The sequence below is a fragment of the Pseudoduganella sp. OTU4001 genome (assembly GCF_038440195.1).
Classification (GTDB): Bacteria; Pseudomonadota; Gammaproteobacteria; order Burkholderiales; family Burkholderiaceae_D; genus Rugamonas.
The window spans coordinates 77,993-97,522 of record NZ_JASATG010000003.1; the positions used below are offsets into that span (position 1 = coordinate 77,993).

The following is a 19,530-nucleotide window of genomic DNA, read 5'->3' on the forward strand; positions in this document are numbered from 1 at the left end:
GAGCAGTATAACAGGCCTTATTTCCGGCGCACCGTTTCCACGCCCAAGTTGGCCAGCTGGTCGGCCCGTTCGTTGCCCGGGTGGCCGTTGTGGCCGCGCACCCAGCGCCAGTCCACGGTGTGCAGCGCCTGGGCTGCGTCCAGGGCCTGCCACAGGTCGGCATTCTTGACCGGTTCCTTGGTGGCGGTCTTCCAGCCGCGCGCTTTCCAGCCGTGGATCCATTCGCTGATGCCCTTCTGGACGTATTGGCTGTCGGTATGCAGCACAACTTCGCACGGCCGCTTCAGGGCCCTGAGCGATTCGATCACCGCCGTCAGCTCCATGCGGTTATTGGTGGTATTCAGCTCGCCGCCGTACAGTTCCTTCTTGGCGTCGCCCGCGATCAGCAAGGCGCCCCAGCCGCCGGTGCCAGGATTACCCTTGCAGGCGCCGTCGGTGTAAATCTCAACTTTTTCCATCGAAGCTTTCTTTGTGTTTGTTTGTTGCCGGCACTGCCACTGGCGCAGCTGCCGGTTTTTGTTTCCAGGCCGGGCCGATCAGGCGCATGCCTTTTACGCGTTTGATCGCCTGCACCATATACACGGCGCCAAAATACGGCCAGTACTTTGTGCCGGCGCGGTCCATAAAGGCGTAGCGCGCCAGCCAGCGTTCGGTGCGGCAGGCCGGTGCGTAACAACCGAGATGGGTATGGCTGACACCCATATTCAGCAATTTTAACCAGTCTTTGATGCGCGGCATGGAAATGAACTCGCCTGCCCTTGGCAGGTAGTGCGATCCAGTCAGGCGCCCCGTCAACTGGCGCAGGCCCCACAGGCTGGCCGGGTTGAAGCCGCAAATGATGACCTGCCCCTCTGGAATCAGTACGCGCTCCACTTCGCGCAGCGCCTGGTGCGGATCGGCGGAAAACTCCAGCACGTGCGGCAGTACCACCAAATCCATGCTATTGCTGGCAAACGGCAGCTCAACGCTATCCAGGGTCAGCGCCACGGCGCGTTCGCTGCCCGATTGGCGCGGGTGCAGGCGGATGTCGGCTAGCCACTGGTGCGGCATGCGGTTGGCGGCCAGTGCATCGATCTGGGGCATGCCGATCTGGACGGCGTTGAAGCCGAAGATGTCGGCTACCATCTTGTCCAGGCATGCCTGCTCCCAGGCGCGCACGTATGCCCCTGGCGGTGTTTCCAGCCATTTGTCGAACGCTATAATGGATTCGTCCGATGTTGCGCTATCCATGCAGTCCCTTTAGTGAACCTATGAGCAAACCTGTTTCCGTCCTCACCGTCCCCGCCTTCAAGGATAACTACCTCTGGCTGATCCACGATGGCTGCAACGCTGCGGCAGTCGATCCGGGTGATGCGTCGCCAATCCTTGCTGCCTTGCGGGAACATAAGCTGGCGCTTACCGCCATTCTACTCACCCATCACCATGCTGACCACATCGGAGGCGTGCCAGCCCTGCTGGAGCGTTTCCAAGTGCCGGTTTTCGGCCCGCGCCATGATGGGATTGGGGCTGTTACGGTGCCGCTGGACGAAGGCGACCAGCTCGAGGTGCCGGGCCTGGACCTGGCTTTGCGGGTGCTGGAGGTACCTGGCCATACGCGTGGGCATATCGCTTATGTCCGCGACGGTGCGGAGCCGTGGGTGTTCTGCGGCGATACGCTGTTTGCGGGCGGCTGCGGGCGGCTGTTTGAGGGCACGCCGGAGCAGATGGTGTCCTCGCTTGGCAAGCTGGCGGCGCTGCCGGAAGCGACCAAGGTGTTTTGCGCCCATGAATACACGCTGTCGAACCTGCGTTTCGCCAGCGCGGTGGAACCGGGCAATGCGGCGCTGCGGGCGCGCGTGGCGGCGGATACGGCGACACGGGAGCGTGGGCAGCCGACAGTCCCTAGCACCATCGGCCTGGAGCGTGCAACAAATCCATTCCTGCGTTATCGTGAGCCTGAAATCGCAGCGCAATTGCGCGCGGCGGGCAAGCTGCACGGCGGGGAGGCTCCTGTTGCGGTCTTTGCGGCGCTGCGCGAGTGGAAAAACAACTTCTGACCAGGAGAATTATGCAGACCGTTCGCATGTACGTTGATCCCATCAGCCCATTCGTATGGCTGGCTACCAAACAGGTGCCGCGCATTGAGGCGGCTGGCGTGCAGGTGGAGATGGTGCCGGTGCTGTTTGCGGCCATGTTGACCCACCATGGGCTGGTTGGCCCGGCCGAGGTGCCGGCCAAGCGGGCGCTGACCTTCCGCGATGTGATGCGCCAGGCGGATGCGCAGGGTTTGCCGTTTGCGGGGCCGCCGGGGCATCCGTTCAATCCGCTGCCGATGCTGCGCATGGCGACGGCGATTACAGGGCGCTCGGAGCGCATCGCGTTCGTGACGGCGGTGATGGCGGCGTGCTGGGAACAGGGGCAGGATGCGCAGGATTTCAGCATGCTGGCGCGTGTGGCGCGGGATTGCGGGCTGGATGGGGAGGCGCTGGTGGCAGCGGCTTCGACGCCGGAGGTGAAGGCACAACTGGCGCGGGCGACCGAGCAGGCGATCGGCAGCGGTATTTTCGGTGTGCCGAGCTTTGTGTATGAGGGGGAGCTGTTCTGGGGTGCGGACCGGGTGGACGGTCTGCTGCGCAGGATTGCGGGCCATCGTATCGACGAGGCGCGTTTGCTGGAGTTTTTGGCGCGGGCGCCGCTGGCGACACGCCCAAACCGGTAAACCTGGGTCAGACCCAAGGGTCTGACCCGTATTCGCGGTTGCCGCGTACCGGTTTAGATTTCTTCGTACAGCGGCAGCGTCAGGAACTCTTCAAACGCTTCCGAAGTCGACATCTTCTCAAAGATCTGCGCCGCGCGGTCGTAAGCCGGGGTGGAGCCGTCCGGTGCGGAGGCTTTCACCTTCGGCAGTTCTTCAGGGATCATCGCGCGCACCATATCAGCGGTAACCTTGCGGCCATCTTCCAGCACACCTTTGGACGAACGGATCCACTGCCACACCTGGGAGCGGGAGATTTCGGCAGTCGCCGCATCTTCCATCAGGTTATGGATCGGCACGCAGCCGTTGCCATTCAGCCAGCTGCCCAGGTAGTGGATGCCGACGTTGATGTTGTAGCGCAGGCCAGCCTCGGTAATCGGCGCTTCCGGCTTGAAGTCCAGCAGTTCGGCGGCAGTCACTTCCACGTCCGGACGCTGCTTGGAAATCTGGTTCGGCGCGTCGCCCAGCACTTTCTTGAACTCGCCCATGGCCAGTTCCACCAGGCCTGGGTGCGCCACCCAGCCACCGTCGTAGCCATCGGTCGCATCGCGCGCCTTGTCGTTACGTACGCCACCCATTGCCACTTCGTTCTTCTCCGGATCGTTCTTGATCGGGATCAGCGCCGCCATACCGCCGATTGCCGGTGCATTGCGCTTGTGGCAGGTCTTCAGCAGCAGCAATGCATAGGCACGCATGAATGGTGCGGTCATGGTGACCTTGGCGCGGTCGGCCAGGCAGAAGTCCTTATCCAGCTTGAACTTCTTGATGCAGCTGAAGATGTAGTCCCAGCGGCCGGCGTTCAGGCCGGAGCTATGCTCGCGCAGCTCGTACAGGATTTCGTCCATCTCGAACGCTGCCAGGATGGTTTCGATCAGTACGGTGGCTTTGATGGTGCCTTGCGGCAGGCCCAGCTCTTTCTGGGTCATGACAAAGATGTCGTTCCACAGGCGCGCTTCCAGGTGCGACTCCATCTTCGGCAGGTAGAAGTACGGACCGGCGCCGCGTGCCAGCTGCTCCTTGGCGTTGTGGACCATGAACAGGGCGAAGTCGAAAATGCCGCCGGAGACGCGCTTGCCGTCCACCGTCACGTGCTTTTCATCCAGGTGCCAGCCGCGTGGGCGCACTACCAGGGTGGCGGTCTTGTCGTTCAACTTGTAGGACTTGCCGTTCTGCTCCAGCGCGATGGTCTTGCGGACCGCATCCTGCATATTGATCTGGCCGCTGATCTGGTTATCCCAGTTCGGGGTGTTGGAGTCCTCAAAGTCGGTCATGTAGGAGTCGGCGCCGGAATTCAGTGCGTTGATCACCATCTTGCGTTCGACCGGGCCGGTGATTTCCACGCGGCGGCATTCCAGTGCCTTAGGGATCGGCGCGATCTTCCAGTCGCCATTGCGGATATGCGCGGTTTCAGCCAGGAAGTCCGGACGCTCGCCGGCATCCAGGCGCTTGGCGCGCTCGACGCGCTTGGCCAGCAATTCCTGGCGGCGCGGTTCGAATTCGCGGCTCAGCTTAGCCACCAGGGCCAGCGCTTCGGGGGTCAGCACGCGTTCGAATCCCGGCTTGATTTCACCGGTGATTTGCATACCTGCAGGCAAAGTGATGCTCATGTTCTTTCTCCAGTAATGACGATTAGTGTTGTGATTTGATGTTTTCCAGTATATTGACTAAAAACATAATGAAACAAGACTAAAACGCACATCATCTGTGCGTTTTAGTCACAAATGAGGTTCCATGGATCAGTTCAAGCAAATCTCCACCTTTGTCGAAGTCGTCAACCGGGGCAGCCTGTCGGCAGCAGCGCGCGCGGAGGGCATCGCACCGGCCATGATCGGGCGCAGGCTTGATGCGCTGGAACAACGGCTCGGCGTCAAACTGCTCCAGCGTACCACGCGCAAGCTGGCGCTGACGGACGAAGGCACGGCATTCCTTGAGGATTGCCAACGCATCCTCGCAGAGCTCGAATCGGCCGAAGCCGCCGTGGCGGAACGCAGCGCCCGCGCAACAGGGCATCTGCTGATTTCAGCACCGGCCGGCTTTGGCCGCCAGCATGTGGCGCCGCTGATCCCTTCCTTTGTAGCGGAACATCGTGACGTGTCCGTGACGCTCAACCTCAACGACCGCGTGGTGGACTTGATCGGCGAAGGCGTCGATGTGGCAATCCGCATCGCGTCGCTATCGGATTCGAACCTGGTGAGCGTGAAGCTGGCCGATAACCACCGCGTGGTGGTGGGCACGCCGGCCTACCTGAAGCGCCACGGCGTGCCGAAATCGCTGGACGACTTGTCCAAACATAACTGCATGACGATCAGCAGCGAAGGCAGCCAGCGCGGCTGGACTTTCCGCGATGGCGACAAGAACGTCACGCTGAAGATTTCGGGGAATATGAGCTGCAACGACGGTGCAGTGCTGCACGATTGGGTGTTGAACGGCAAAGGCCTGGCCTGGCGTTCGATGTGGGAAGTGGGGGCGGATATCGAGGCTGGCCGCTTGAGGCCTGTACTGAGCCAGTATGCAGCCCCGGGCAACGACATCTACGCGGTGTTTACCCAGCGCCGCCACCTGCCGCTGCGCATCCGCGCCTTCGTGGACTTCCTGCGCCGCACCTACGCGCAGCCAGGCTACTTCCATCGCCGCTGACTACTGCCCAGCCCGTGTCCCACTTGGGGTGTGACCCCAAGGTGGGACACGGGCTCGGGTGTAGGGGCGAAAAAAAATCCTCGGATTCCGAGGATTTTTTATCGTTTGATCCGGTCTCGATTACAGAGGCTGGATGTTCGACGCCTGCTTGCCTTTTGGGCCGGAGGTCACGTCGAAAGATACGCGTTGGTTTTCCTGCAGCGACTTGAAGCCGTTGCTCTGGATAGCCGAGAAGTGAGCAAACAGATCTTCGCCGCCTTCGTCAGGGGTGATGAAACCAAAACCCTTAGCGTCGTTGAACCATTTTACGATACCAGTTGCCATTACAATTCCTATTACAGTTAAGTGAGCTTTCGCCCGTGATACCGTTTAAACCCAGTTACCTGAATCAAAACGATCCCGCATTATACCGAAATACCTGTTAAAAACACGTGACAACGAAAATTAATTCACTTGTATTTCAACAGATCTCGCACATGTGTATGTAACTATAGACAAGATTTGTTAATCTTGTTTGATAAATATCAATCGTGCGTACCAAATTTGTCTGCGCGAAAGTCCTTGTCGGCCCATAGCAACAGTGCCTGTACGGCCACTTCAATACCAGCCCAGGGGGCGCCCGCTTCCATCACGCCGCGTACCATTTGCTCGATGCGGCGCGACTCGTCGCCCAGCGCGTGAAAGCCGAACGAGCCGGCTGAGCCGGCCACGCTGTGCAGTGCGTGGTGCAGTTGTTCGATATTAGCGGGGGTTTGGCCGGCCTCGACGCAGAGCGCCAGGCCGTCACGGATCGCCGCCATGCGTTCGGGAACGCTGGCGGCGTATTTGTCGCGCAAGGCTTGCAGCCGGTCGTGGAATGCTGGGTCGACTGGCTGGGCCATGGCTTACTTGGTGCCGAAGATGCGGTCGCCTGCGTCGCCCAGGCCCGGGATGATGTAGGCGTGGTCGTTCAGGTGGGAATCCAGCGAAGCGCAGAAGATCTTCACGTTCGGGTGCGATTTCTGGAACACTTCGATGCCTTCCGGTGCGGCAACCAGGGCCAGGAAGATGATCTGGTCGTCGGCGACGCCGCGCTTTTTCAGCACATCCACCGCGTGCACGGCGGAATTGCCGGTCGCCACCATCGGGTCGCACAGGATGAAGGTACGGTCCACCAGGTCCGGCAGGCGCACCAGGTATTCCACCGGCTGGTGGGTTTCCGGGTCGCGGAACACGCCGATGTGGCCGACGCGGGCCGATGGAACCAGGTTCAGCAGGCCGTCGCTCATGCCGACGCCGGCACGCAGGATAGGCACCACCGCCAGCTTGCGGCCGGCAATCACCGGCGCCTGGATGGTCTGCAGCGGGGTTTCGATTTCGCGCGTGGTCAGCGGCAGCTCACGGGTGATTTCGTAACCCATCAGCAGGGTGATCTCTTTCAGCAGCTCACGGAAGGTACGCGTCGACGTCGATTTGTCGCGCATATGGCTCAGCTTGTGCTGGATCAGCGGGTGGTCGGTAATGAACAGGTTAGGAAAGCGCGGATCTTGTTTCATATTAATTCGTAAGAAAGTTGTGGCGGCATTATCCCAGTCTCAGGCGTTTTCCACCAGCGCCCGCTGTAGTATGGCTTCACAGTTAGTGCCTGCAGGCAACCTTCCGTAGGCGCCGCCGGGCTCGCGCGCCAGGCGGGTGGCGACGAAGGCGGAACTGACGAAGCCTGGCGCATAGCGCAGCAGCAGGCCGGCCTGGATCGCCAGTACGATCCGCTCGGCCAGGTGGCGGGCGCCGAACTCGTCCTCGCGCGCTTTTGGCAGGTCGGCCAGCAACTGGCTGGTGAAGCGCACATACTCGGGGTCGGCGTGGCTGCCCTCCCCCAGTTCGGCGGCCAGCACTTCCTGCGCCTGGCTGGACTTCGACAGTGCCCGCAGCAGGTCCAGGCACATCACGTTGCCCGATCCTTCCCAGATCGAGTTGACCGGCAGTTCGCGGTACAGGCGCGCCAGCGAGCTCTCTTCCACATAGCCGCTGCCGCCCAGTACTTCCATCGCTTCGGCGCCAAAACCGGGGCCGCGTTTGCAGATCCAGTATTTGCCGGCTGGCGTCAGCAGCCGCGCCAGCAAGGCTTCGGCGGGATTGTCCATATGGTCGAAGCAGCGCGCCAGGCGCATGGCGAACACGGTCGCAGCCTCGGACTCCAGCGCCAGGTCGGCCAGTACGTTCTGCATCAGCGGCTGTTCCGCCAGCGGTTTGCCGAAGGCGCTGCGGCGGCGGGCATGGTGCAGCACCTGGGTCAGCGCGGCGCGCATGATGCCGGCGGTGCCGAGCACGCAATCGAGCCGGGTGTGGTTGCCCATTTCCAGGATGGTCGGCACGCCGCGGCCCGGTGCGCCGAGCAGCCAGCCATAGGCGCCGGTGAACTCCACTTCTGAGGATGCGTTGGATTTGTTGCCGAGCTTTTGCTTCAGGCGCTGCACGCGCACCTGGTTGCGGGCGCCGTCCGGCAGGAAGCGCGGCACCAGGAAGCAGGTCAGGCCCTCGCCTTCGATCTGCGCCAGCACCAGGTGGGCGTCGCATTGCGGGGCGGAGTAAAACCATTTGTGGCCGGTCAGGCGGTACACCGGTTCGCTGTCGGCGCCGAACAGGTCGCGCACTTCGCTGGCGGCCACCGCCTCGGCGCGCGTGGTGTTGGCGCGCAGGTCGGAACCGCCCTGCTTTTCGGTCATGCCCATGCCGATCAGGGCGCCGCGCTTTTCTTCAATCGGCAGCGGGCTCGGATCGTAGACGCGCGACAGGATCTTCGGTAGCCAGCGCGCCGCCAGGCCGGGACTCTGGCGCAGCGCGGGAACGCTGGCATAGGTCATGGTGACCGGGCATTGCGAGCCATTCTCCAGCTGCCCGAACAGGATGTAGCGGGCCGCGCGCGCAACCTGGGAGCCGTGGTGCGGGTGCTTGCCTTCCCACGGCGAGGCATGGGCGCCGGCGGCAATCAGCATCTCCATCAGCTGGTGCCAGGCGGGGTGGAATTCGACTTCGTCGATGCGGCGTCCGCTGCGGTCGAAATTGTTGAGGACAGGCGGGTGCTCATTGGCTTGCCGCGCCAGCTCCTGCATGGCCGAGGTGCCCAGTTCCGCTCCCAATTCCATCAGCGATGCGGTGGCAAACGCTCCGCCTTCACGCTCCAATGCTTCGCGAAGCGCAACGTCGCAGGTGAACAGGTTTACGTTTTCAAACGGTGCGACCTGGTTGAAAACCTCGTGCGTGTCGAAACGGTTCATTTCGCTCTCCTCGGCTTCCTGTGTAACCCGAGGCTAACGCAAACTTTCACAGCAAGCAAGGTGCAGCGGAGCGGAAATATTGCTTAATAAAGCATCAAACTTCTTCTGAATTCATTTAAAACTGATGCAGGGCAACATTTTTCTTAAAAACATGCACTAATGTTGTCGTTTTTCATGTAAAACATGAGCTTTAAGTGATACATTTCTCTCTGGTTACGACCTGAAGAGAAAGAATCGAGCGCAACAATGCTTTCCAGCTCCCCGACAGTGCCCTTACCGTCATCGCATCATGAGGCCAACCTTCTTCTCGAGGAAGCAGGCGATGTCGTGTTCAGGCTGAATCTGATGGGGCAAATCCTGTTCGCCAGCCAGCGCAGCATCAACCTGCTGGGCAATGGCAAGGAACTCGAAGGCCAGCCTTTCCTAGCATTCATTTCCGATCTCGATCACGCCGCTCTCAAGTCCGCCCTGTCAGAATCCATCCAGGCGCGCGGCGCCAACCGCGCCGAAGTACGCCTCAAGACCCCCGAGCAGGAAATCTGGTTCGAGCTGCGCGTGAGCAGCTACGTCACCGGCACCAAGGCATACGAGCTGCTGGTGATCGGCCGCGACATGACGGCCCAGCATGCGACCGAAGAGCGCCTGCGCCATATGGCCACGCACGACGCGCTGACCGAACTGCCGAACCGCCTGCTGCTGACCGACCGCCTGCGCATGACCATCGCCCAGGCGCGCCGTTCGGGCCAGGGCTTTTCCGTGGCCACCATTGGCCTCGACAGCTTCAAGAAAGTGAACGATGGCCTGGGCCATCCAGTCGGCGACGCCGTGCTGAAAATGGCTGCGGCGCGCTTGCGCAAAACGCTGCGCGACAGCGATACCCTGGCGCGCGTGGGCGGCGATGAATTCGTCGCTGTGCTGCCGGGCACTTACAACGAGGCGCAGATCAAGCTGGTGACCGGCCGCCTGCTCGCTACGCTGCAATCGCCTTTCGAAGTCGAGCAGCACACAATCTATGTCAGCGCCTCGCTGGGCATTTCGGTCTATCCCGAACACGCGGAAGACGAGGTGCGCCTGGTGGCCCTGGCCGATGCCGCCATGTCGCGCGCCAAGGAAACCGGCAAGGCGCGCTGCGTAGTCTACAGCCAGCGCCATAGCGGTCCGCCGGAACACGATATTTCGCTGGAAGCAGCGATGTTCCAGGCGGTGCGCGAGGGTGAATTCCTGCTGTACTACCAGCCGATCGTGAATTCGGGCACGCGCGAAATCGAGGGCTTTGAAACCCTGATGCGCTGGAAGCACCCTACCCTCGGCATGGTGCCGCCTGGACGCTTTATCCCGATTGCCGAAACCAATGGCTTGATCAACCTGCTTGGCGCCTGGGCGCTGAAGTCGGCCTGCGTGCAGCTGAAACAGTTCCAGGAAGTGGCCAAACGGCCGCTTTACATTTCTGTTAATATCAGCCCGCGGCAATTCCGCAATGATAAATTCCTTGATGTACTTGACGATGCGCTGGCCTTTTCCGGCCTGCCTGGTGAACAATTGGTGTTAGAAATTACTGAAGGCACGCTGATGATCGATCCGGTGCATGCCGAAACCATCCTCTCCAAGATGGCCGAACGCAAGGCCCGCATTGCGATCGACGATTTCGGCACCGGCTACTCATCCCTGTCCTACCTGAAGCGCTTCCCGATTTCGGTCCTGAAGATTGACCGTACCTTTATCCGCGACCTGCCTGGCTCGGAAAAGGACGGCGCGATCTGCAACGCCGTGCTGGACCTGGCCAAGCACCTGGACCTGTCCGTGGTAGCGGAAGGCGTGGAGACCGAAGACCAGCTGCAATATGTCGAACAGCGCGGCTGCCAGTACGTGCAAGGCTTTCTGACCGGCCGCCCAATGGCTGCGCATACGGCGATGGCGGCACTCAAGGAGCGCACCTACGCGTCGCTGATGCCGGAGCACCAGGCCACTGAAGAACTGCGGCAGGTGGCCCAATGAGCACGCTCGGCACCCAGACCCTGAACACGCTGTGGGAACGCACGCGCCTGCAAGGCGATATGCCGGGCTTCGCCAAGGCAATCACCTCCATCCTCGGCGCCATGCGCGGCGAAGACGAAAGCGAATTCGATATGGCGCGCACCGTGCTGTCGGACCCTGTCCTGACGCAGAAAGTGCTGCGCCTGGCCAATAGCGGCATGTATTCCGCCTTTGGCCAGCATATCAACACCGTCAGCAAGGCGGTACTGGTGCTGGGCACCGAGGCCATCGGCCACCTGGCCCTGGGCCTGAAGCTGATCGAGGAACTGTCCGTGGTGTCGCCGGATTCCGGCATGGCCCACATTGAAATGGAAAAGGCCGTCCTGGCCGGCATCGTCGCGCGTGAAGTGTCCGCATCGGCCGAGAACAAGCATGGCGAAGAAGCCGTGGTGTGCTCCATGCTGCAAACGCTGGGCCGCATGATGGTCACCTTCTATATGCCGGAGCGCTGGACCGCGCTGCAGGAAGCAACCGGTGAGGGCAAGGAAGACAGCGCCGCCATCGAGTTGCTCGGCCTGAGCCTGCAGGATATCGGCCGCGCCGCAGCGCAGCACTGGGGCCTGCCAGGCAACCTGATTAGCGGCATGCGCACGCTGGAACCGCCGGCCGGCGACGCGCCGGCCGAACCCTTGAGCCATGAGGACTGGGTGGCAGGCGTGTCGACCATGTCCTGCGCCTGCGCCGGCGCCCTATGGCACGACGATGAGGAAGGCGCCGCGGAAGTACGCCGCATCACCGCGCGCTATTCCGGCATGATCGGCGTCAGCGCCGACAAGCTGGAACAGGCCATTGAACAGGCCAAGGTGGTGGCGGCCAGCGACCTGTCGATCGCCCCGCTGTCCAAGCCGGCCGAACGCCGCGCCAAGGCGCTGGCGCAAACCCGCCAGCGCGATGCCAGCAACAATATCCTGCTCAGCGGCCTGTCCGATATGCGCGACTCGCTGGAGACCGCAAGCCCGGGCCAGATGGTGTCGATCGCCCTCGAAACGGTGTTCAAGGGCCTGCAGTTCACCCGCGCGGTGGCCTTTGTGCGCAACCGCCGCGAGAACAAGTACGCGGCGCGCATGTGCCTGGGTGAGAACGTGCGCGAGCACTTGCCGGCCATGCAGTTTGCCGACGCTTACGAGCCGAATGTGTTCCATGCCGCGTTGAGCAGCGACCGCGTGATCTTTATCGAAAATGCGGCCGATCCGAAATTCGCGGCCAAGCTGCCGGCATGGTGGCGCGATACGCTGAGCGATGCGCGCAGTTTTGTGATCCTGCCGCTGTGCTCCAACGGCCAGCCGACCGGCTTCCTGTACGGTGACTGGGATGATTCATTCCCGGCCATCCATCTCAGCCCGACCGAGTTCTCGCTGCTGAACGACATCCGTTCCGTGGTGATGAAAGCGGCCGAGCGCCGCCACCAGGTGGGCACCGTCCACCGCGCTGCCTGATCAGTCCGCTGCCAGCGGTAGCTCAAGGCAGCAGCGACGGCGCCCAGCGCCACCAGCCCCGACGCCACGTAATAGATAGCTTGCGGTCCGGCCGCCTGCCAGACCTGGGTCAAACCCAGGCTGCCGCAGGTCGCGCCAATGCCGTAGGAGATGCTGATGTACAGCGCCTGGCCGCGCGCCTGCAAGGCGCCGCCGAACCAGCGCTGCATGGTCTGCACCGAAGCCGAGTGGTGCAGCGCGAACGACGCGGCGTGCATGACCTGCGCCGCCACCAGCAAGGCCAGCGCATGCGGCGCGGCGCCGATCATGGCAAAGCGCACCACGCCGAAGGCGAAGCAGGCATACATCAGCTTTTTCGCGCCCCAGCGCTTGAACAAGGGCGCCTGGTAGTAGAACAGCAGCACTTCAGCCACCACACCGACGGACCACATCAGGCCCGTCACGGTTTTACTATAGCCCTGCTTCTCCAGATACAGCGAGTAGAAGGTGTAGAGCGAACTGTGGGCCGCCACCATCAGCGCGGTGGAAGCGAAGAAGGCCAGCACTTCCTTCCTGCGCAGCACCGACAGCAGGGCCGGCGGCTTGCCCGCGTGCAGCAGGCGCGGCACCTCCTTCAGGCGGAAGGCGGAGGCCAGCACGAAGACCAGCAACACGGCGCAGAACCAGATCAGCGCACCGGTGCCGCGCCAGTCCATCAGGAAGGACGACAGCATGACCGTGACGATGAAGCCGATCGAGCCCCACAGCCGGATGCGGCCATAGTATGTGAGGTCGCCGCGCATTTCGGACAGCATCAGCGCCTCGCAGATCGGGCCCTGGGCGCTGGTGAACAGGTTCACCAGCACCATCGCAGCGAAGAAATGCGCGAAAGTGGAGCCGAAGATGAAGCCGGAAAATGTGACCAGGGCCGCCGCGCCGGTCAGGCGCAGCACGAAGACGCGGCGCTCTGAGTGGTCCGCAACATAGCCCCAGACATTGGGGCCGAAGATGCGCAGCACCTGGATCAGCGACATCAGGACGCCGATTTCCGCTACCGACATCCCCCTGCCCTGGAAATACAGGCTGGCGTAAGTCGAGAAGGTTCCGGCGTAAGCGTAATAGCAGAAGAGGAAAAGCGCGAACCCGAATGCCTGCGCCGGGATCACGCCTTATGCGCCGCTGCGATATCCGGGGTGGCGACTTCCACGTCGCCGCACTGCGCGCGGTGCATCAGCGCGTGGTCCATCAGCACCAGGGCCAGCATCGCTTCCGCAATCGGCGTGGCGCGGATGCCGACGCATGGGTCGTGGCGGCCGAAAGTTTCGACCATGACCGGGTTGCCTTCCTTGTCGATGGAGCGGCGCGGGGTGCGGATCGAGGAAGTCGGCTTGATGGCGATGGAAACAGTGATGTCCTGGCCGGTCGAAATGCCGCCCAGAACGCCGCCGGCGTTATTGCCGACAAAGCCTTCCGGGGTCAGTTCGTCGCCATGCTCGGAACCGCGCTGGGCCACGCTGTCGAAACCGGCGCCAATTTCCACCCCCTTCACCGCGTTGATACCCATCATGGCGTAGGCGATGTCGGCATCCAGCTTGTCGTAGATTGGCTGGCCCAGGCCGACCGGCACGTTGCGCGCCACCACGTCGATGCGGGCGCCGATGGAATCGCCATCCTTGCGCAGGCTGTCCATATAGTCTTCCATGCGCTCGATCAGGGCCGCGTCCGAGGTAGCGGCAAAGAACGGGTTGGAAGGCACATGTTCAAAACCCTCGAACGGCACTTCGATCTCGCCCAGTTGGCTCATGCAGCCGGCGAACTCGGTGCCGTACTTCTCCTTCAGCCATTTCTTGGCGATCGCCGCGGCGCCCACCACCGGAGCGGTCAGGCGCGCCGAGGAGCGGCCGCCGCCGCGCGGGTCGCGCACGCCATACTTGTGCCAATAGGTGTAGTCGGCGTGGCCGGGACGGAAGCTCTCCGCGATGTTGCCGTAATCCTTGCTGCGCTGGTCTTCATTCTTGATCAGCAATGCAATCGGGGTGCCGGTGGTGACGCCCTGGTAGACGCCCGACAGGATCTGCACCGTGTCCGGCTCCTGGCGCTGGGTCACGTGGCGCGAGGTGCCAGGCTTGCGGCGATCCAGCTCCGGCTGGATGTCGGCTTCCGACAAGACCAGGCCCGGGGGGCAGCCATCGATCACGCAGCCGATTGCAGGGCCGTGGGATTCGCCAAAGGTGGTAACGGTGAACAGCTTGCCAAAGGAGTTGCCAGACATGATGGAGAGCAAAAGTAGCTTAGGGGAACTCCCCATTCTAACGCGGAATGGCAAAACCCGCAGAAGCTGGCCTTTTTAGCTACATCTATGGTAAAAGTAGCACACCATTATTCGTTAACTCTTGTGAAAGTGTTTTAATGGTCGTTCTCAGGAACAATTCGCTATATACTAAGTCGTAAGAACACCGAGTCCCCTTGGAGAAGTGACACATGCCCCCTTCGATCACGGCCTCCGACACTGGCCACGACGATCAGGATGATCTGGTTTTCTTAGAAGAGCACACGGCTCAGCCAGCTCCCACAACACAGCGCAATGTCTGGCGCGTGATGATTATCGATGACGACGAAGACGTCCATTCGACGACCACGTTCGCCCTTGGCAATCTGGATATGCAGCATCGTCCCCTGGAGTTCGTGCACGCCTATTCCGCCGCCCAGGCGCGCGAGATGCTGCAGCACGAACAGGAAATCGCCGTGATCCTCCTCGATGTGGTCATGGAGCAGGATGACGCCGGTTTGCACCTGGTGCGCTATATCCGCGAAACCCTGAAACTGGCCGACGTCCGCATCATCCTGCGCACCGGGCAGCCTGGCTATGCGCCGGAGATCGACGCCATCCGCGATTTCGACATCAACGATTACAAGACCAAGTCCGAGCTGACCCGCATCAAGCTGTTCACCACCGTGACGGCGGCGATCCGCTCGTATGAACAGATCCGCAATATCAACGAGAGCCGGCGCGGCCTGTCGCGCATCGTGCAGTCCAGCACCGAGCTGATGGCGCTGCACGGCGTGCAGAATTTCGCCTCCGGTGTGCTGATACAGATTGCGGAGCTGTTGGACCAGCCGGCGCACGGTGTGCTGTGCGTGCAGGAATGCCCGGATGCGGGCTGCCATGAGCTGGTCGTGATGGCAGCCACAGGCAGCCACCACAATCTTTACGACTCCCAGCTGCTCGCCAGCGACGACCCGTGCATCCACAAGGCGATGGAAGAATGCCTGGCGGCGCGCCGCAACATCTATAGCAGCGAAAGTATCGTGCTGTATTTCGCCGGCAAGGCCAGCCGCACCTTCGTCGCCTACATGGACGTGGAACGCGCCCCAACCCCACTGGAAGAAAGCCTGCTGGAGGTCTTCTGCAGCAACGTGGCCGTGGGCCTGGACAATGTGGAACTGGTGTCGCACCTGCATACCGCAGCCTTCTACGACAACCTGTCCAAGCTGCCGAACCGCACGCGCCTGATCGAAATCCTGGATGCCACCCTGGCCGGCCCGGCCAAGCAGGACGCCACGCTATGCCTGGTCGACCTTGACCACTTCGCCGAAACCAACGATGCGCTTGGCCACGAGTTTGGCGACCTGCTGCTGTCGTCGGTCGCAGCGCGCCTGCAAAACAGCCTTGGCAAGCAACTGACTGTGGCGCGTATTGGCGGCGACATCTTCTGCGTGCTTGGCGATGCCAGCCAGGTCAACCCGACCAATATCCTCGGCCTGTTCTCGACCCCGTTCAGCATCGACGGCCAGGACGTGCAGCTTTCCGCCACGCTGGGCCTGGTGCGCCTGCTGGAACACGACGGCAGCGGCGCCGATGCGCTGAAAGACGCCGACATCGCCCTGAAACGCGCCAAGACGCAGCAGCGCGCCGGCCACTTCTACTTCTCGCGCAGCATGGGCGTGGAAATCCGCGAGCGCGTGCGCATGATGCACGCCTTGCGGACGGGCTTCAGCCAGAACCAACTCTTTGTTGTCTACCAGCCGCAAGTCGACCTGGCTACCCGCCGCCCTTCGGGTGCGGAAGCCCTGCTGCGCTGGCAGACGCCGGACGGCAAATTCGTTTCGCCGGACCGCTTCATCCCGATTGCCGAGTATTCGGGCCTGATCATCGAGATCGGCGAATGGGTGATGCGCACTTCGATGCAGGAACTGGTGGCGCTGCGCGCTGCCGGCCATACCGAATTCACCATGTCGATCAACGTGTCGCAGGTGCAGTTCCGCCATCCGCATTTCCTCGACACGCTGCGCAACGCCCTGCACGACACCGGTGCGCCACCGGAGTACGTGGAGCTGGAAATCACCGAATCGATGGCCATGGAAGAACCGGACCTGCTGATCAAGATGCTGGCGCAGATCAAGCAAACCGGCGTCACGATTGCGATCGACGACTTCGGCACCGGGTTCTCGTCGCTGTCCTACCTGCAGCGGCTGCAGATCGACCGGCTCAAGATCGACCGCGCCTTCGTCACCGAAATCACCAACTCCGCGCGCGGCAGCAGCATCGCGGAAATGGTGGTGCAACTGGGCCGCAACCTGGGCCTGGCGGTGATTGCGGAAGGGGTGGAGGACGAACGCCAGGCGCAGATCCTGCACAACCTGGGCTGTCCATTGGGACAGGGCTTCCTGTTTGCGCGTCCGATGACGGGTGAAGCCCTGTCGGGCTGGCTCAGTAACGACGCCCTCGCTGGCGCCGCCTGAATTAGTTCTCCGACTTCTCTTCTTCCTCGGCCGGCCAGTCGCGGATATAGGCCTTCAGCATGCGGTTCTCGAAGCTTTGCGCTTCCAGCACCGCGCGCGCCACGTCGTAGAAGGAAATCACGCCCAGCAGGGTCTTGGCATTCATCACCGGCAGGTAGCGCGCGTGCTTTTCGAGCATGATGCGGCGCACTTCGTTAACCTCGGTGTCCGGGGTAACGGTGATCGGGTGGTCATCCATGTGCTTGCGCACGGTGCCGCCACCGACCGAACCCTGGTTCGAATGCAGGGCCTTCAGAACCTCGCGGAAGGTCAGCATGCCGACCAGGTCACCATATTCCATTACCACCAGCGAACCGATGTCCTTTTCCGCCATGGTATTCGCAGCTTCCACCAGGGGCTGGTCCGGCGTAATCGTGTAGAGGATGTTCCCTTTGACTTGGAGAATTTCGGATACTTTCATTTTGGGCCGTCCTGTGGTGGTGATTATGGTTTTATTGTAAGCCTTACCATCGAATTTAGCGTAAGCCAAGCGAAAAATCCAGTTTTGGATTAATCGATACGCAACAGTATTCACATTATAAATAACACGATAGCATGTCGCGCATGAGCAAACCAAACTATCCCGGTTTCGATACCCTGGCCCTGCATGCCGGCACAACGCCCGATCCATCCACTGGCAGCCGCGCAGTTCCCATCCACTTTACGTCCTCGTTTGCCTTCCGCGATTCAGACCATGCGGCGGCGCTGTTCAATATGGAACGGGCCGGCCACGTGTATTCGCGCATCTCCAATCCGACCAATGCGGTGCTGGAGGAGCGCATGGCAGCGCTGGAAGGCGGCGTGGCGGGCATCGCCACGGCCAGCGGCCAGGCGGCCATGCATCTCGGCCTGGCCACGATTGCCGGCGCCGGCTCGCACATCGTATCGTCGCGCGCGCTGTACGGCGGCTCGCACAACCTGCTTGGCTATACGCTGAAGCGGTTCGGCATTGAAACCACTTTCGTCGACCCGCGCGACCTGGATGCCTGGCGCGCGGCGATCCGGCCTGATACCAAGGTGCTGTTCGGCGAAACGCTCGGCAATCCAGGGCTGGACGTACTGGATATCCCCAGCGTGGCAGCCATTGCGCATGAAGCCCACCTGCCGCTGATGGTCGATGCGACCTTTACCACGCCCTACCTGCTGCGCCCTTTCGAGCATGGCGCCGACCTGGTGTTCCATTCGGCCACCAAGTTCCTGTGCGGGCATGGCACCGCCATCGGCGGCGTGCTGGTGGATGGCGGCACCTTCGACTGGCAGGCTGCATATAACGCCACCGGGCGCTTTGCCGAGCTGTGCGAACCGTATGACGGCTTCCACGGCATGGTGTTTGCCGAGGAATCGACCGTGGCGCCGTTTGCGCTGCGCGCGCGGCGCGAGGGGCTGCGCGATTTCGGCGCGGCCATGAGTCCGCACAATGCCTTCGCCATCCTGCAAGGGATCGAAACGCTGGGTGTGCGCATGGACCGGCACGTGGCCAATACGCGCCGTGTGGCCGAATTCCTGGCTGCCAATGCGGCGGTGGAATCGGTGGTGTATCCCGAGCTGGATTCGCATCCAGACCGCGCGCTGGCGGCGCGCCTGCTGCCGAAAGGCGCCGGCGCAGTGCTCTCCTTCACGCTCAAGGGCGACCGTGCGGCGGGCAAGCGCTTCGTCGACAGCCTGAAGGTGTTCTCGCACCTGGCCAATGTGGGCGATGCGCGTTCGCTGGTAATCCACCCTGCTTCGACCACGCATTTCCGTGTGCCTGCCGGACAGCTGGCGGCGGCCGGAATCGCGGAGGGCACCATGCGGCTGTCGGTCGGGCTGGAAGATGCCGATGACCTGCTGGAGGACCTGGCGCGCGGGCTCAAAGCTTCGCAGAAAGGGGCTTGAGCATGATGCTCGGTGATTCGTACTGCTACACAGGCGGCAAGGCCTTCGACCCCGCGCTGCCAACCGTGGTTTTCATCCATGGTGCGCAGAATGACCATTCGGTGTGGGCGCTGCAGTCGCGCTATCTGGCGCATCACGGCTTCGGCGTGCTGGCGGTGGACTTGCCAGGCCATGGCCGCAGCGGCGGCCCGGCGCGGCGCAGCGTCGAGGAGATGGCGGACTGGCTGCTGTCCGTGCTGGATGCGGCGGGCGTGGGCCAGGCGGCTCTGGTGGGGCACAGCATGGGTTCCCTGATCGCGCTGGAAACCGCACACCGTGCGCAGGACCGGGTGTCGCGCCTGGCGCTGCTGGGCGCCACCTATCCGATGAAAGTGTCGGATGCGCTGCTCGACGCGGCGCTGAATGCGGAGGGCGATGCGATCGATATGGTGAATATCTGGTCGCATAGCTCGATGGCGCAGAAACCGTCCTGCCCGGGGCCGGGCTTCTCGGTGATGGGGATGTCTAAGCGGCTGATGGAGCGGATCTCGGCCCAGGGCGAGCCTGGTTTGTTCCATACCGACTTTACCGCTTGTAATGCCTATGCGAATGGCGATGTTGCAGCGGCTAGCATACGTTGCCCGGTACAGTTCATTTTCGGCAGCAAGGACATGATGACGCCTCCGCGCAGTACCAAGGCGCTACTGGCGGCAATGCCGGGCGCCCGCACCGTTACCGTCGATGCGGGCCACCAGATGATGGCCGAGCAGCCGGACGCCGTGCTGGACGCGCTGGCCAGCTTCCTGCGCTAAGCCGC

Annotated in this window: 17 protein-coding genes and 1 pseudogene; 8 read left to right on the forward strand and 10 right to left on the reverse strand. The window is 62.2% G+C overall.

Translation table 11 applies throughout. The features are described 5' to 3' along the window. Positions 1-17: 17 nt before the first annotated feature. Together rnhA and AAHE99_RS03915 are read right to left on the reverse strand one after the other, a co-directional pair. Positions 18-458: a ribonuclease HI gene (gene rnhA / locus AAHE99_RS03910; RefSeq protein ID WP_342114604.1), complete on the reverse strand. Its 441-nt coding sequence runs from the start codon at positions 456-458 to the stop codon at positions 18-20. Further along, entirely contained in the window at positions 445-1,230 is a 786-nt protein-coding gene (locus AAHE99_RS03915; RefSeq protein WP_342114606.1) for a class I SAM-dependent methyltransferase, read from the reverse strand. The genes rnhA and AAHE99_RS03915 overlap by 14 nt, the downstream gene beginning before the upstream one ends. A gap of 20 nt (positions 1,231-1,250) precedes the next feature. On the opposite strand from AAHE99_RS03915, the gene gloB reads away from it, so the two are divergent. Together gloB and AAHE99_RS03925 are read left to right on the forward strand one after the other, a co-directional pair. Next, complete coding sequence (gloB, locus tag AAHE99_RS03920) at positions 1,251-2,036, forward strand: hydroxyacylglutathione hydrolase (RefSeq protein ID WP_342114608.1); 786 nt, start codon at positions 1,251-1,253, stop codon at positions 2,034-2,036. Positions 2,037-2,047: 11 nt separating this feature from the next. Next, positions 2,048-2,698, forward strand: coding sequence for a 2-hydroxychromene-2-carboxylate isomerase (locus tag AAHE99_RS03925; protein WP_342114610.1), 651 nt, complete (start codon positions 2,048-2,050; stop codon positions 2,696-2,698). A gap of 53 nt (positions 2,699-2,751) precedes the next feature. On the opposite strand, the gene aceB is transcribed toward AAHE99_RS03925, so the two are convergent. Further along, positions 2,752-4,341, reverse strand: a complete 1,590-nt coding sequence (aceB, locus tag AAHE99_RS03930; protein WP_342114612.1) for a malate synthase A — start codon at positions 4,339-4,341, stop codon at positions 2,752-2,754. A 124-nt stretch (positions 4,342-4,465) separates the two neighbouring features. Between aceB and AAHE99_RS03935 the strand changes: the two genes are divergently transcribed. Next, the gene (locus AAHE99_RS03935) at positions 4,466-5,371 is read left to right on the forward strand and encodes a LysR family transcriptional regulator (protein WP_342114614.1); all 906 of its coding nucleotides are present in this window, start codon (positions 4,466-4,468) and stop codon (positions 5,369-5,371) included. Positions 5,372-5,491: 120 nt separating this feature from the next. Here AAHE99_RS03935 and AAHE99_RS03940 read toward each other — a convergent pair whose 3' ends face one another. The 4 genes from AAHE99_RS03940 to AAHE99_RS03955 all read right to left on the reverse strand — a co-directional run bounded on the left by AAHE99_RS03940 (position 5,492) and on the right by AAHE99_RS03955 (position 8,628). After that, positions 5,492-5,695 (reverse strand): cold-shock protein, encoded by a 204-nt coding sequence (locus AAHE99_RS03940; protein ID WP_028102570.1) that lies wholly within the window; start codon positions 5,693-5,695, stop codon positions 5,492-5,494. Positions 5,696-5,895: 200 nt separating this feature from the next. Continuing rightward, positions 5,896-6,252 carry an Hpt domain-containing protein gene (locus AAHE99_RS03945; RefSeq protein WP_342114619.1) on the reverse strand — a complete coding sequence of 119 codons (357 nt, stop codon included), beginning with the start codon at positions 6,250-6,252 and terminating at the stop codon, positions 5,896-5,898. A gap of 3 nt (positions 6,253-6,255) precedes the next feature. Beyond that, complete coding sequence (gene upp / locus AAHE99_RS03950; RefSeq protein ID WP_342114620.1) at positions 6,256-6,906, reverse strand: uracil phosphoribosyltransferase; 651 nt, start codon at positions 6,904-6,906, stop codon at positions 6,256-6,258. Between the two features lie 39 nt (positions 6,907-6,945). Next, positions 6,946-8,628, reverse strand: coding sequence for an isovaleryl-CoA dehydrogenase (locus AAHE99_RS03955; RefSeq protein ID WP_342114621.1), 1,683 nt, complete (start codon positions 8,626-8,628; stop codon positions 6,946-6,948). 246 nt (positions 8,629-8,874) lie between these two features. Between AAHE99_RS03955 and AAHE99_RS03960 the strand changes: the two genes are divergently transcribed. After that, positions 8,875-10,623 carry a putative bifunctional diguanylate cyclase/phosphodiesterase gene (locus AAHE99_RS03960; RefSeq protein WP_342114623.1) on the forward strand — a complete coding sequence of 583 codons (1,749 nt, stop codon included), beginning with the start codon at positions 8,875-8,877 and terminating at the stop codon, positions 10,621-10,623. Then, a complete protein-coding gene (locus AAHE99_RS03965; RefSeq protein ID WP_342114625.1) occupies positions 10,620-12,098 on the forward strand; it encodes an HDOD domain-containing protein in 1,479 nt (492 codons plus the stop codon). The genes AAHE99_RS03960 and AAHE99_RS03965 overlap by 4 nt, the downstream gene beginning before the upstream one ends. Before the next feature lie 80 nt (positions 12,099-12,178). Here the strand turns inward: AAHE99_RS03965 and AAHE99_RS03970 are convergent. Both AAHE99_RS03970 and aroC read right to left on the reverse strand, forming a co-directional pair. After that, positions 12,179-13,243, reverse strand: a pseudogene (locus tag AAHE99_RS03970) (MFS transporter); the annotation flags it as partial. Next, positions 13,240-14,349, reverse strand: coding sequence for a chorismate synthase (gene aroC / locus AAHE99_RS03975; protein ID WP_342114627.1), 1,110 nt, complete (start codon positions 14,347-14,349; stop codon positions 13,240-13,242). The gene aroC and the pseudogene AAHE99_RS03970, both read right to left, overlap by 4 nt. 209 nt (positions 14,350-14,558) lie before the next feature. Here aroC and AAHE99_RS03980 point away from each other — a divergent pair, with 209 nt between their 5' ends. Then, positions 14,559-16,820: an EAL domain-containing response regulator gene (locus tag AAHE99_RS03980; protein WP_446728888.1), complete on the forward strand. Its 2,262-nt coding sequence runs from the start codon at positions 14,559-14,561 to the stop codon at positions 16,818-16,820. A gap of 1 nt (position 16,821) precedes the next feature. On the opposite strand, the gene AAHE99_RS03985 is transcribed toward AAHE99_RS03980, so the two are convergent. Next, complete coding sequence (locus tag AAHE99_RS03985) at positions 16,822-17,280, reverse strand: CBS domain-containing protein (protein ID WP_342114631.1); 459 nt, start codon at positions 17,278-17,280, stop codon at positions 16,822-16,824. A 143-nt stretch (positions 17,281-17,423) separates the two neighbouring features. On the opposite strand from AAHE99_RS03985, the gene AAHE99_RS03990 reads away from it, so the two are divergent. Further along, positions 17,424-18,734 (forward strand): O-acetylhomoserine aminocarboxypropyltransferase, encoded by a 1,311-nt coding sequence (locus AAHE99_RS03990; RefSeq protein ID WP_342114634.1) that lies wholly within the window; start codon positions 17,424-17,426, stop codon positions 18,732-18,734. 2 nt (positions 18,735-18,736) lie between these two features. Then, positions 18,737-19,525, forward strand: a complete 789-nt coding sequence (locus AAHE99_RS03995) for an alpha/beta fold hydrolase (RefSeq protein WP_342114636.1) — start codon at positions 18,737-18,739, stop codon at positions 19,523-19,525. Positions 19,526-19,530: the final 5 nt, after the last annotated feature.

Excerpts from the sequence above, each read along its gene's own strand:
- rnhA (WP_342114604.1), bottom strand. The coding sequence starts at position 458 with ATGGAAAAAGTTGAGATTTACACCGACGGCGCCTGCAAGGGTAATCCT.
- AAHE99_RS03915 (WP_342114606.1), bottom strand. The coding sequence starts at position 1,230 with ATGGATAGCGCAACATCGGACGAATCCATTATAGCGTTCGACAAATGG.
- gloB (WP_342114608.1), top strand. The coding sequence starts at position 1,251 with ATGAGCAAACCTGTTTCCGTCCTCACCGTCCCCGCCTTCAAGGATAAC.
- AAHE99_RS03925 (WP_342114610.1), top strand. The coding sequence starts at position 2,048 with ATGCAGACCGTTCGCATGTACGTTGATCCCATCAGCCCATTCGTATGG.
- aceB (WP_342114612.1), bottom strand. The coding sequence starts at position 4,341 with ATGAGCATCACTTTGCCTGCAGGTATGCAAATCACCGGTGAAATCAAG.
- AAHE99_RS03935 (WP_342114614.1), top strand. The coding sequence starts at position 4,466 with ATGGATCAGTTCAAGCAAATCTCCACCTTTGTCGAAGTCGTCAACCGG.
- AAHE99_RS03940 (WP_028102570.1), bottom strand. The coding sequence starts at position 5,695 with ATGGCAACTGGTATCGTAAAATGGTTCAACGACGCTAAGGGTTTTGGT.
- AAHE99_RS03945 (WP_342114619.1), bottom strand. The coding sequence starts at position 6,252 with ATGGCCCAGCCAGTCGACCCAGCATTCCACGACCGGCTGCAAGCCTTG.
- upp (WP_342114620.1), bottom strand. The coding sequence starts at position 6,906 with ATGAAACAAGATCCGCGCTTTCCTAACCTGTTCATTACCGACCACCCG.
- AAHE99_RS03955 (WP_342114621.1), bottom strand. The coding sequence starts at position 8,628 with ATGAACCGTTTCGACACGCACGAGGTTTTCAACCAGGTCGCACCGTTT.
- AAHE99_RS03960 (WP_342114623.1), top strand. The coding sequence starts at position 8,875 with ATGCTTTCCAGCTCCCCGACAGTGCCCTTACCGTCATCGCATCATGAG.
- AAHE99_RS03965 (WP_342114625.1), top strand. The coding sequence starts at position 10,620 with ATGAGCACGCTCGGCACCCAGACCCTGAACACGCTGTGGGAACGCACG.
- aroC (WP_342114627.1), bottom strand. The coding sequence starts at position 14,349 with ATGTCTGGCAACTCCTTTGGCAAGCTGTTCACCGTTACCACCTTTGGC.
- AAHE99_RS03980 (WP_446728888.1), top strand. The coding sequence starts at position 14,559 with ATGCCCCCTTCGATCACGGCCTCCGACACTGGCCACGACGATCAGGAT.
- AAHE99_RS03985 (WP_342114631.1), bottom strand. The coding sequence starts at position 17,280 with ATGAAAGTATCCGAAATTCTCCAAGTCAAAGGGAACATCCTCTACACG.
- AAHE99_RS03990 (WP_342114634.1), top strand. The coding sequence starts at position 17,424 with ATGAGCAAACCAAACTATCCCGGTTTCGATACCCTGGCCCTGCATGCC.
- AAHE99_RS03995 (WP_342114636.1), top strand. The coding sequence starts at position 18,737 with ATGATGCTCGGTGATTCGTACTGCTACACAGGCGGCAAGGCCTTCGAC.